7 protein-coding genes and 1 pseudogene are annotated in these 12,417 nt (G+C 63.7%); 4 read left to right on the top strand and 4 right to left on the bottom strand.

The features are described from left to right. Window positions 1–2,471, top strand: a 2,471-nt coding sequence (locus VL598_RS09110; RefSeq protein WP_325326386.1) for a GNAT family N-acetyltransferase, incomplete at its 5' end; no start/stop codon positions are given. A 71-nt stretch (window positions 2,472–2,542) separates the two neighbouring features. Here VL598_RS09110 and VL598_RS09105 read toward each other — a convergent pair. The 3 genes from VL598_RS09105 to VL598_RS09095 form a co-directional block, all read right to left on the bottom strand. Continuing rightward, window positions 2,543–3,085: a hypothetical protein gene (locus VL598_RS09105; RefSeq protein ID WP_325326385.1), complete on the bottom strand. Its 543-nt coding sequence runs from the start codon at window positions 3,083–3,085 to the stop codon at window positions 2,543–2,545. Between the two features lie 200 nt (window positions 3,086–3,285). Continuing rightward, a complete protein-coding gene (locus VL598_RS09100) occupies window positions 3,286–3,759 on the bottom strand; it encodes a PaaI family thioesterase (protein WP_325326384.1) in 474 nt (157 codons plus the stop codon). A 266-nt stretch (window positions 3,760–4,025) separates the two neighbouring features. After that, the gene (locus VL598_RS09095) at window positions 4,026–5,165 is read right to left on the bottom strand and encodes an AGE family epimerase/isomerase (protein WP_325326383.1); all 1,140 of its coding nucleotides are present in this window, start codon (window positions 5,163–5,165) and stop codon (window positions 4,026–4,028) included. A 357-nt stretch (window positions 5,166–5,522) separates the two neighbouring features. Here VL598_RS09095 and VL598_RS09090 point away from each other — a divergent pair, with 357 nt between their 5' ends. Then, on the top strand, window positions 5,523–6,788 hold the full coding sequence (locus VL598_RS09090) for a hypothetical protein (protein ID WP_325326382.1): 1,266 nt from the start codon (window positions 5,523–5,525) through the stop codon (window positions 6,786–6,788). Here the strand turns inward: VL598_RS09090 and VL598_RS09085 are convergent. Continuing rightward, window positions 6,689–7,006 (bottom strand): annotated as a pseudogene (locus tag VL598_RS09085) (zinc ribbon domain-containing protein); the annotation flags it as partial. The gene VL598_RS09090 and the pseudogene VL598_RS09085 overlap by 100 nt on opposite strands. Before the next feature lie 282 nt (window positions 7,007–7,288). On the opposite strand from VL598_RS09085, the gene VL598_RS09080 reads away from it, so the two are divergent. Next, entirely contained in the window at window positions 7,289–8,818 is a 1,530-nt protein-coding gene (locus VL598_RS09080; protein ID WP_325326381.1) for a DUF1254 domain-containing protein, read from the top strand. A gap of 11 nt (window positions 8,819–8,829) precedes the next feature. Continuing rightward, on the top strand, window positions 8,830–12,417 hold a 3,588-nt coding region (locus tag VL598_RS09075), incomplete at its 3' end, for a DUF748 domain-containing protein (RefSeq protein WP_325326380.1).

Genomic DNA, 12,417 nt, shown 5'->3' with positions numbered 1-12,417 from the left:
GAAATCTCGATGCGATCTTCAATCCCCGATCCGTCGCTGTGATCGGGGCCTCGCCACGTCCCGGCAAGCTGGGCGCCATCGTGTGGGCACGCGTGCTGGCGGGGGGCTTTTCGGGGCCGGTGTGGCCCGTCAACCCCAAATACGACGAACTCGACGGCCGAGCGGCGTTCGGAGATACGGGCGATCTACTAGAGGCGCCGAGCGTCGCACTCGTGTGCACACCGAGCGACACCTGGCCCGATATCGTCGGCAAGCTCGGCCGGATCGGCACGCGCGCAGCGATCATCGTCGGCGATAGAAGGCTCGATGGCCTGCCGCAGAATGCGGATTGCACTGCTGTGAAAGCGACGCTCGAGGCCGCTCGCCCCCATCTGCTGCGCATCGTAGGCCCTGCGAGTCTGGGCGTCATCACGCCTTCGTTGCATGCGCAATTCGGCGCGCCGTGGTGCATGGCGAAAGAAGGCCGTGTTGCGTGGGTATCGCAATCGAACGCGTTGACGAATGCGGTCATCGGCTGGGCAAGCGCACGCGGCCTGGGATTCTCGCACGCGGTGGCGCTCGGCGACGAAGCGGACGTCGATGTGGGCGATGTGCTGGACTATCTGGCGAGCGACGCGGCAACGCGGGCCATCCTGCTCGAACTCACCACCGTGCGCTCGGCCCGCAAGTTCATGTCAGCGGCGCGCGCTGCCGCGCGCAATAAGCCGGTGCTTGTGCTGCGCACCGGCAAGGGCGACCCCGCCGATGCGCTTTACACGGCCGCATTCCGGCGCGCGGGCATGGTGCGAGTCGGCGCCATCGACGATTTGCTCGACGAGATTGAAACACTCGGTGTTGGGCGCATTGCCGCAAGCTCGAGTGCAACGCTCATCACAAGCGATCGCGGCGTTGCCGCGCTTGCCGCCGATGCGTTCGCCGCGGCGGGGGGCGCGCTGGCGCAATGGTCCGAGGAAGCGACTCGATCGCTTGCAACAGCGCTACCGCATGTGCGGCCCGGCAACCCGCTGCTGCTCGGCGACGACGCGCGCCCAGAGCACTTCGGCTGTGCGATGCAAGCCTTGGCACCGCACGACGAGACGGGGACCGCGTTCGTTATTCACGCTGCTTCGCACGCTGCACCGGTCGAGGAAGTCGCGCGCGTACTGGTCGACAATCAATCGATCGCTTACCGCGGCATGCTGACCTGCTTCTTCGGCGGGCTCGATGCCGAGCGGCGCGATGCGTTGCGCGCACGCGGTATCGCGGTGCACCCGACCCCGCAGCGGCTCGCCCGCGCATTCGCGCGTCTTGTCGAATATCGGCTCGGCCGCGAACTGTTGATGCAGACACCGCCGGGACTGCCCGCGCAAATACCGGCGTCCATCGAGGCGGTGCAGTTGCAAGTGCGTGCGGCTGTGGCGGCGGGGCAAACCGTGCTCTCGGGCAAAGCCGCGGCCGGTATTCTGGATGCGTTTGGGGTGGCGGTGGCAAGTACCAGCCTCGGTGAAGACACAGGGGGCGCAAGCGCGGGAATCACGGCGGTGCCGGTGCGGCCCGCCATCGAGCCTGCAGTGGCGCCACTACCGTTGGGGGCGGACAAGAAAGAAGCGGTCGTCGATATGACCGTCGAGCTTTGCGACGATGCGCAGTTCGGCCCCGTGTTCCGTTTCTGCGCAGCGTCCGCAGACGGCGTGTCGGCGCCATTTGTTATCTACGGCCTGCCGCCTATGAATGCCGTGCTGGCGCGCGAGGTGTTGTCCCGTTCCCGCTTTGCACAGCAGCGCCACGTTCCCGACGAGCCGTTGCTGACGGCCTTTACGGGCTTGTCAGAGGCAGTGTGCGCGATCGAGCAGATCGTTGGGCTCACGGCGGTGCTGCACGTTTTATCGACACGGGTGAAGCTCGTCGATCCGCGAATTCGCTTGGCGCCGTCGCGCGGACGACTCGCCATCGTGCCGTATCCGCGTCATCTGGAAGAGGCGGTCGAATGGTGTGGCGAGCAATTGACCATCCGCCCGATCCGCCCTGAGGACGAAGCGGCGCATGCTGCGCTGATCGCGGCTATGACACCGGACGATTTGCGTATGCGATTTTTCGGCAGTGTGCGAGGTTTCGATCACACGCAGCTCGCGCGTATGACGCAGATCGACTACAACCGCGAAATGGCGTTGATTGCGACGACCAACGATGCACACGGTGCGCAGCGAACGCTTGGCGTCGTGCGTATCGTCGTCGATCCCGACAACGAGTATGCCGAGTTCGCCGTTGCCCTGCGCTCCGACCAAAAGGGCAAGGGGCTCGGAAAACGATTGATGACGCGAATAATCGATTACGCGCGTGCGCGCGGCACTCGCTTCATGGTCGGAGAGATCCTGCGCGAAAACACCGCCATGCTCGCACTCGCCAAAGCGTGCGGCTTCGAACTACACCCGTCTGAGGATCCGGGTGTTGTCTCGGCTCGGCTTGCGCTTCAGCCTTCGCCGCACCCATGATCGGCCGTAAGGTCGCATGGGGGCGTTAGTGAAGAATCCACGCGGGCCGTGGCGATGGCAGTGTAACGGTGCTATGCGGCCAGCTTGGCTGCTGCTTCGTCGATTTGCGTGCGCGAAATCGATAGCTCCTCGAGCCACGCCTCAGCGTAGACAGCGCCCGTTTCACGTTCCAGGCGCGCGATCGTTGCGGCGTTGCGCGGTGCGTCCTTCGGTGTCGCAAGGAAGCGTTTGATCGATTCGCCCGCCTTGAACGCATCGAAAAGCGGGATGCGAATTTCGTCGGAAAGCGTGCGCGTCCATTGATACGGCTTACCGTTGAACGTCAGTGTGGGCGGCAATACGCGCTCCTTCCTCGCTGGCGCAACGAGCCCGTAGATCCTTGCCGCCTCGCCGATCTGCTCGGGCGAGAACAGCTCGTCAGGCGTGATGTCGAATTGCGTGATGTACGTTTCGATCGCCTTCATGGCAGTGGCACGGTCGTCGCGCGTTTTCTGCGCACGCTCGACGATGCCGCGCAGTTCGTCGGCTTCCTCGCTCGTAATGGTGAAGCTTGCCTGCTTCTGCTGAAGTTCAGTAAAGCGCTGGAATTCGGAGTCGGTCAAAAGTTTTGCCATGGATCGGGATCGGATCGACCGCGCTCGCGCGTCAGGCGCGAGGCGCGTTTCGGGGTTTGCGGTTTTGCGAAGGGCCGCCATTTTAGCGTTAGACGAACGCGCAATCCATAGGCACGCTTGTCGCGCAAGAGGGGCCCGCGCGCGAACTGCGCTCAGCTTGGCTTGTTTGGTGCTGGGTAGGCGAGCGTTCAACGAGGGGCCTAGCGCCCGGTCGAGTGGCCGCTTGCGGTGGACCCGGCCGATGTGCCGTCGGCGCCGCCCGCTCCATCGCCCACGCGATTGATCGTTCCCTGCGCAAGCGCAACAAGCGTTTCCTTGTCGCTGTCGACGACGTACACGCGGCATTGACAAGTCGCGTGGCCGCGCCCTGCGTAGACGAGTTCCGCTCGAGCCAGCAGGGCGCCGCGCACGGCGGGGCGCAGGTAATTGATCTTGTACTCGGCGGTGACAACGCGAGGCCCAAGTGCAATCGCGCCGGCGAAAGTCAGCGCGTTGTCTGCAAGGTAGCTGATCACGCCGCCGTGGACGAAGCCGTGTTGCTGTCTCAATTCGTCGCGAATCGGCAAGCGTAGTGTCAGCCCGTGCTCGCCGATCTGCACGAGCTCGGTGCCAAGCAGCATGCTGAACGGTTGCGCGTGCAATGCGCCGCGTGCGAGATCGAAAAAGTCGGTCATCGGGAGCCTCTCGGGGCTCGGCCCCGCGTCGTGTTCGTTCCACTCTAGGAACGGTTCGCGACGCACGCAAGAATTCGGTGCGACCTTTTATCAGGCAGCTCGATATTCGCGCACGCACCCAACGGTGTGCAGGCCGTCGGTCCTGCGAAGGGGGGCGATCGATCCGGTCTGGTCTGGTGGCGATCGGGCTCGCCAGTCCGGGAGTCGAAGGGAGCGACGCCAACCGCCTTGGCGCTCCTCGGAGCGCCGACGGGGCGTCGAGACGATTACGGCCTGGGGTTGGCGCGTGCGTCGGAGTCAGTCGGCAGCGACGCGTAAGCGGTGGCAAGGTGGTAGGGCGTCGTCGACGGCATGTCGGCCCGCGCGATTTCGCCGCCGGCCGTCTTGCATTCGTACCATCCGCGTGTATGAAGGAATCGGGCGCGAAACCGCTCGATCTGCGATCCGAGCGCGCGAGCGTCCGTTGGGGTCCGGCGTGTGGCAAGCGCGCGCAGGTATTCCGTTTGTGCCCAAATTCGTTGCGTCGGGTCCTGTACCGATCCGTCCTCGTTAAGCGCGGCGCAGACGCCGCCTGTCAGGGTGTCGACGCCATGGCGCTCTGCGAATTCGAACGCACGCTCGAGCGCCGCCGAGAGCCCGGATCCGTCGATGGCGCGGCCCGCCCGTGCAGCCAGAAAAAACCACTCGAACTGGTGCCCCGGCTCCAGCCGGTTGCCGGCCGTGCCGATCGGCAGTTCGGCGATCGCGCCAGTCGGCGTGTGGACGAACGCTCGTGCGACCCCTTCTGTGAGCCGTGCGAGCGCCGTCTCGAAGGCTGTATCGCCCGTTGCTTCGTGCGCGGCCAGATACGCTTCGGTCAAGTGCATCAGCGGGTTTTGCAGGAGGCCGCTTCGCACGGACGAAAAGCTTTGGTCCAGCGCCGCATGAAGCAGACCATCCGTTGCCGCGAAGCGAGAATCGATGAGCGAAGCCGTATCAGCGAGGACTTCGGCTGCGTCGCGATCGCCGGATGTTGTCAAATAGTGCGCACAAGCGAAGACGATGAAGGCATGCGTGTAAAGATCTTTGGTCGTGTCGAGCGGTGCGCCGGCTGCATCGATGCTGTAAAACCAGCCGCCGTGGTGCTCGTCGCGGAAATATTTGCGCAGCGATGCAAAAAGGGCTTGCGCGTGAGCTGCGTCGCCCGCAAGAGAAAAGACGAACAGCTGCCGTGCGCAGGCCATCGCCCGGAAGCGTGTGACGGGCAGCGGCGTATAGTCTTCGGCGTGCATTGCCTCGTAGGGCAACTGCATTGCCGGGCTAAAGCCAGGGCCGCGCCAAAGCGGCAGAACCGTCTGCGCGAAGTGCGTGTGCAATGCGGCGACTTGTGCCGCAATCGCGGCGGCAGGCTCGGTGGCGTTCGACATGGGCAGCGGGGCAGACTCGTAGATCGCTTGTAGATCGGGGCGCGTACCAGCAGTGCGCGAAGCGCCAAGGATAATTCAATTATGTCTTTCGACTCGGCATGCGGGCCCGAAATTCGGGGTTGGAGTCAACACGCCCAACACCGAAGGGCGGAAATGGAGCGTGCGTGTTGGCGTCCATGAACCAGGCGGGCGGCAGCCAACCGTATGAAACATGGAGGAAAACGGCGGGGCCGCATCGCGCGCGATGCATTCGATGGTGCCACTGATCGATCATGAGACAATGCCGCGTTCGCCGAACGCGCCAATCCAACAATGTATTGAACCAGATGGCGCGCGGGTGCGACTTATTCTCACGCTATGGCAGATTCCACCGCATCTTCGACTACGGGCGCTTCGCGCCCTGCCAACACCAAACGGCGCACGCGCGCAGCATCATCCGAAGGCGACAAGCGGCCGGCGCGCACTGCGCTCGCCATCGAGCAGCCTGCTCGGGCCGCCCGGTCGGCACGTGGCGACGACGCAGCGGCAGCCGGCGTGCCTCTCGATCTTTTGCCGGCCGATGACGCCCTTGGGGCTGGCCGCGCCACGGTCGTTGATCCGCGCCAGCGTACGCTGGATGGCTTCGAGACGCCTCCCGATCTTCTGGCGTCGCTCAGAGACCGCGCAACTTTGGGCGTGACGCCATCCACAGCGGTGGGCCAGGCATCCCCAGAGCGAGCGATGCCGCAACCGGCGGCCGGCGACGGGCAGATACCCGTTGCGGCGCTGGTTTTGGAGCTGGCAGAGCCTGAGGCGCAGATGCAAATACGGGCGGTAACAACTCAAGACCGCACGATCGACGCTCGTCCGACAGAACCTACGCCAACCGAACATCGGCAGACCGAAGGGCAATCGACCGAGGTGCAATCGTCCGGAGCTCTAGTAACCGAGGCTCAAGCAACCGAGCCTCAAGCAACCGAGCCTAGCCCCACTGATCCTCAGACGTCCACCCAGCCGGCGGTCGTCGAGCCGCCGCTGGCCTTGCACGAAGAACCGAGCCGGCTGCCGCCGCGAAGTGACAAACCGTCAACTGCGAAGTCGACACGGGGAGCGTCGACGCGTCGGCCAGCACCGGCTCAACCACTGGCGGTGCCAGCTGCGGAATTCATCCGTCCGACGGCCACGGAATCGACCTCGCGGCCCACGGCCGGCAAGACAGCCGTCGACGAGTTGGCGCAAGCGGTGGCCGCACTGCAAGCTGCGCTGGCTGAGGAACATCGTGCGGCGCGCGAAGCTCGTCGGCTGACGACCAGGCTCATCGCCATCGCGACGGGCGTTTTGTTTCTCGTGCTGCTGGCCGGTATCGCGCAGACGGTTGTGACCGTGCGCGCGGCGCACGCAAGCGCGGTGGCGCAAGAAAAGACCGGGGCGCTGTTGCGCGCGCAGCAGACCGAACTCGCTGCCTTTATCGATGAGGCCTCGGTCGCTTCCGCCGACGTCCACAAGGCGGCCGACGCGCTGGATGCCAAGCTGGCTACTCTCCCTCAGCCGCCCGCGGCTAGACGTGCGCCGCGATTCGCGCACTCGCGTCGAAGCACCGATCGATCGCATACGGCTACGGCTGCTGTCATGCCTCTTGATTGACGTCCTCCCCGCCTCAGCCTGCGGCTGCCGCGCAAGGCCCGGGAAGAGCGGGGATCCAGCGAGACGGACACGTCCGACCGCGAGAACGTTACGGCGTTACGGGCGGTATTGCGATCTCGATCAAGCGTCGAGTCGCACACGTTGCACGACCATTCTCTAATTCCAAGACCTGCAACACCTTTCGGCCCCGTGCGAGCACTACAGCACGAACAGGTTTGGGAAGAAAACGAAACGCTTCGTCGACCTCATCGAACCCTACGGTGCTTTGCCGGTGAGCACGAACCATCCCACCGTTGCCGGCGGCGTCCACGTCGACTTAACGAAAAACCATGACGGCGACATCGATTCTCGTCACGGAACCGATGCCGCCATCTTGTTCTGAGTGGCCGTGCAAGGATACGATTAAACGTTTGCGCGATCGCACAAAATTGCCGAGTATCCTGACTTCTCGCACATTTTGGGCGCCCCCGTTTTCCTGTCCGACAACGACGATGCCAACCATGCAGTCTTCAAATTCGCCCATTCGGATGTGGGCGTGGCTCATTTGCCTTGCTGTTGGTGTGCTCGCGGGGTGCGCGGCCCAGCCAGCGCCCGTTGCCGACGTTTCCGCGGTAACTTCGGTGCCGCCCAAGCACCGCTGGACGATGGCTGAAGTTTCGGATTCCTATGTATTCGGCTATCCACTTGTCGTCATGGCGAGCGCGCGCGCCCAAGCGAGCGCTCCGGGTTTTGCCGGCATCAACACCTTGCATCGGGCGAGCGGACTATCGGCCTCTAAAGATCATCCGGGGCGGTCGGAGCAGGCCGAGCTCGATACCCTGGCATCGTTCGCCTGGGTCGACCTCACGGCGGAGCCCATGCTGCTCGTTTTGCCCGTCACGCAGGGCGACTATCTCGACGCGCGCGTGCTCGACATGTGGACGAACGTTGTTTGGTCGACGGGCTCGCTCGCGAGCGAGCGCACCCCGCAGGGCGGGTTGAAGAAGGCGAGCATGATCGCGTTCGTGGCACCGGGCTGGGATGGCACGCTGCCGAAGGGCGCCGAGCGTGTTCAAGCTCCGGGCAAGACGCTTTGGCTCTCAGTGCACATCGCCGCTGCGGGTCCGCGCGAGCTCGCGGGGGCACGCGTGTTGCAACAGAAAGTTGGCCTGATGCCGCTATCGATGTTCGATGCCGAAGACGCTCGGCGCGAGCGCTTCAAGCATGCGAAAGGGACGAAAGGGACCGAGCACAGCATGGCCGCCGAGCACGCCGCCGCTGGACGTGAAAGTACTGAAGATCGCATCCCGCCGTCGTTCGCAGATACGCCGGCTGGCCAGATGGTCTCTGTCGCGTCGCTGGATGCTGGCGCATTTTTCAGCCGGCTAGCCGACGCCTTGAAAGACAATCCACCGTCCCCCGCCGATCCGCATGCGTTGTCGATTCTGGCCGATTTGGGCGTCAAACCCGGCGAGCCTGTGAATTTGCCGAGCGACGCGGCAGACGCCATCGCCGCCGGTTTGGCCGACGGGCGCACTCGAATCGCAACGGCTCCCGACAACGCACTGTCGGCCCAAGGATGGGTGTGGCTCGGCGACGGGGTCGGCCATTACGGAGATGACTACTTGTTGCGTGCTTATGCTGCATATACCAGGCCAGATAGCGGTACGAAGGACGATGAAGTGATCGCTTCGGCGAGCGAGGATGCGCAAGGTCAGGCACTGGACGGCAGCTACCGGTATGTGCTGCACTTCCCTGCGGGCGGTCTGCCGCCCGCGCGAGGGTTGTGGACGCTGACGGCATACACGAAGGACGGCGCGCTGGTTGAAGGCCGCCTGCCGCATCGTTCGATCGCATCGCGCGACGCCGTGCGCCGCAATGGTGACGGTTCGGTCGATATCTACGTGCAGGCGAGTTCGCCGGGACGCGCCCGGCAGTCAAACTGGCTGCCGGCGCCGGACGGCCCGTTCGAGCTTGTCATGCGGCTTTACGCGCCACGGCCGGCCGTGGCCGATGGTAGCTGGGCGCCGCCTGCGCTCGTGCGTCACTGATCGGAGGGGGGATGTCGAGCGAGACGAAGGCTGGGATGACGAAGACGCTCGTCAAGGTACGCGAGGCCACACGCTCGCGCCGCGCGCGCCATGTTGCAGTCGTGGGCGTCGTCGCGATTGCGATATATGGCCTGCTCGGCTTTTTCGTGGCGCCGCCGCTCATTCGGCATATCGCCGAAGGGCAACTCAGCGACGCCCTCGGCCGACCGACTCGCATCGAGCGTGTAGCGCTCAATCCTTACACCTTGCGGCTCGAATTGGACCGGTTGCACGTTGCCAACGCCAGTGGTGCGGGCGATCTGATTAGCGCGGAGCGCTTGTTCGTACGGCTCTCGTGGTTTTCGTTGCTGCGCTTCGCACCGATCGTCACCCAAGTCAAACTCGATTCGCCACGCGCGAATATCGTTCGCTATGAGGCGCAGCGCTTCAACTTCAGCGATATCGTCGAGAAGTTTTCGAAGCCTTCGAAGCCGTCGAAGCCGTCGACGGGACCTGCGCTTTTCTCGGTCTCGAACATCGATGTCGAGAATGGTCGCATCGACTTCGACGATCGACTGACCGGCGTCAAGCACGTCATCGATCAGCTCTCGCTCGGCGTGCCGTTCATCGCGACGCTGCCGTCGAAAACCGATATTTTCGTTGATCCGCGCTTCTCGGCTCGCATCGATGGCAGCCCGCTTCGCATTGTCGGCAAAACCAAGCCGTTCGTGGCCTCGCGTGAATCTGACGTCGAACTCAAGTTTGCCGATCTGGACGTGCCGCAGCTCTGGTCGTATGCACCTGCACGTTTGCCCGTGAAGGTGCAGGACGGCAAGTTGGCCGGCGATCTCTCGCTGCACTTCGTGATGACAGGTACCACACCGGCGCTGACGGTGACAGGTACGCTCGATCTCGCCAACGCAAACATCGTCGATGCGCAAGGCGCTCCCTTTTTCGCAGCGCGCTCGCTGCAGGTGGCCGCAGATTCGCTCGAGCCTTTGCGGCAGATCTATCATTTCGACACAATCCGCCTCGATCAGCCGTCACTGCACCTTTCGCGTGACCACGCAGGCGAGCTTAACGTGACGGGCATGTTGGTGTCGTCTTCTGCCGCGCCGCGCGCATCCGCGGGCGCTGCGCTCACAACGCCGAGCGCGTCTTCGGCGTCGGATGCTGCGGCCACGGGGCAACCGGCAGCACCGCTCGATTTGGCGATCAAGCATTTCGAACTGAATGACGGCGCCATCGCGCTCGACGATCACGTTCCGCGGCAGCCCGTTTCGCTCGGGCTCACGCAATTGTCCGTGGCACTCGATGATGTTGCGACGCTCTCAAAGGCCCCGGCGCGCTTCAATGCTCACACGGCGCTCGCGCAGGGCGGTACCCTGTCGGCGACAGGCTCTTTCGGTATTGCGGCCAAGACCGCCGACGCGAAGATAGTCGCCGACGCGTTGCCGCTGGCGCTTGTCGAACCCTACTTGAGCGGTGTCACGGCCGCGCGCATCGATGCCGGCACGCTGGGCTCCAACCTCGCGCTCAAGGCGGACTGGTCGAAGGCACCGTTCGATGTACAAGTCGGGCAGAGCAATGTGACGCTGAAATCCGTCAAGGTGACGGGGCCGCCCATCGTCGCCGAGCGTAATGCGCCCGCACCTGCCATTGCTTTGGACGAAGGGCAGCTTGTGCTGAACAGAATCGATCTCGCCGAGCGCAAGGCCGACATCGCTAGCGTCGATGTGACCGGGCTCTCGGTGACGGGTGCGAGGTCGAAGGACGGACGCATCGATCTCGCTGCACTTGCCGCAGCGCCGGGCGGCGAGCGCGCTGCATCAGGCAACGGGGCGCCGCGGGAGGAGGAAAACCACGGGCGTCGACGCGAAGCTCTGCATCGGGAGGGTGAGCTCGGCGCCAAGAATGCGTCTACCGCAGCCGGTGGGCAGCCGGGCTGGCGCTACACGATCGGCGAACTGAACTTGAAGAACGGGACGCTCGAATTCGTCGACCAAACCCCACTGCGCCCGGCGACAGTCCGACTGTCGTCGATCCAGCTCAATCTGCGGGGCCTGAGCGATGACATAAGGCGTCCGCTGCCCGTGAAGCTCGCAGCGATGCTCAATGGCAAGGGCTCGCTCGAGGCTTCGGGCACGGTCTCGCCGAGCCCGCTCGAAGCAGCGCTGACGCTGCATGCGAACCGGCTCGATGTTGCACCGCTCGCGCCGTACATCGGTGAGAGCCTGAGAGCGACGGTCGCTAGTGCCTTGCTGAGTGCCTGGGGTGACGTGAAGGTCGCCGATGGGAACCATGGCATGAGCGCGTCTTACCGCGGCGGCGCGGCGCTGCTCGATGTTCGGCTGCTCGACCCCGCGAATTCCCAGCAGCTCGCCGGCTGGCGCTCGCTGGCGGTGTCAGGGGCGAACGTCCGTTATGGCAGAGGCGACGCCGATATCGACATCGGCCGCATCACGTTCTCGCAGTTTTCTGGCGGCGTGCTGCTTGATTCACAAGGCCGGCTGAATATCAACGCCGTGCTGCATCACCCACCCGCCGAAACGCCTGAGAGCGTGACGCATCGTGACAGCTCGACTGTTGCGACAAACCCGCGACCGGCGCCTGCAGCGTCACAGCGGCCACCGGTACGTGTGCGTATTGGTGAAATCGTGCTGCAGCAGGGGCACGTCACCTACACGGACAACTTCATCAAGCCGAATTACAGCGGCAATCTCGTTGATATTACCGGCACGATCGGCGCGTTTGGCACCGACGGACGTGAGTCCGCACCGGTCGATGTCAGTGCGAGGCTCGCCCGCAACGGTCCAATGTCGATTCGCGGCACCGTGAATCCGCTTGCGCAAAAGCCGTCACTTGATTTGAGCGCGAGTGCGCACGACATTCAACTGCAAAACCTGACGCCGTACTCACTGAAGTACGCCGGTTATCCGGTCACCAAGGGCACGCTTAACGTCGATTTGCAATACAAGCTTGCCGACGATGTGCTGAAGGCAAACAATCACATTTTTGTGTCTCAACTGACTTTCGGCGAGCATGTCGAGAATGACACGGCGACGAAATTGCCGGTGAAGCTCGCCATCGCGCTGCTGAAAAACCGGCGTGGAGAGATCGACGTGAACATTCCGGTGTCAGGGTCGCTGTCGAACCCGGAGTTCAGCCTCGGTGGACTGATTTGGAGTGCGGTGTTGCATTTGGTCGAGAAGGCTGTGACAGCGCCGTTCACGTTGCTCGCGAACGCGCTTGGCGGCGGCGACAGCACAGCGGCTGAAGCTGAGCAATTGAAATATGTCGTGTTCTCGCCTGGCTCCACTGCGCTCTCCACCGCTACGCGCGGCAAAATGGATACGATTGCGAAACTACTCGCCGACAAGACAGAAGTGAAGCTTGAGCTCACGGGCTGCGTCGATCCCGCGATCGATACGCCGGGCTTACGGCTTGCCTACGTGGACGATCTCGTCAGGCAGCAGAAGGCACGGGCGCAGGCTGGGCAAAGCGCTCACGTCGATGCTTCGAATGTGAAGGTCGACAAAAGCGAGTACAGCGATTACTTGAAAAAGGCGTACCGCGAAGCCGATTTTGACAAGCCACGCAATTTCATCGGGCTCACGAAG

The organism is Trinickia sp. (genome assembly GCF_035492435.1).
In the GTDB taxonomy this organism is placed as follows: Bacteria; Pseudomonadota; Gammaproteobacteria; order Burkholderiales; family Burkholderiaceae; genus Trinickia.
Note: the sequence above shows the minus strand (reverse complement) of the source record. Positions and strands in the feature narration are given on the sequence as shown.

What these genes read in the sequence shown, in the direction of transcription:
- VL598_RS09105 (WP_325326385.1), bottom strand. Translation starts at nt 3,085, where the DNA reads ATGGCAAAACTTTTGACCGACTCCGAATTCCAGCGCTTTACTGAACTT.
- VL598_RS09100 (WP_325326384.1), bottom strand. Translation starts at nt 3,759, where the DNA reads ATGACCGACTTTTTCGATCTCGCACGCGGCGCATTGCACGCGCAACCG.
- VL598_RS09095 (WP_325326383.1), bottom strand. Translation starts at nt 5,165, where the DNA reads ATGTCGAACGCCACCGAGCCTGCCGCCGCGATTGCGGCACAAGTCGCC.
- VL598_RS09090 (WP_325326382.1), top strand. Translation starts at nt 5,523, where the DNA reads ATGGCAGATTCCACCGCATCTTCGACTACGGGCGCTTCGCGCCCTGCC.
- VL598_RS09080 (WP_325326381.1), top strand. Translation starts at nt 7,289, where the DNA reads ATGCAGTCTTCAAATTCGCCCATTCGGATGTGGGCGTGGCTCATTTGC.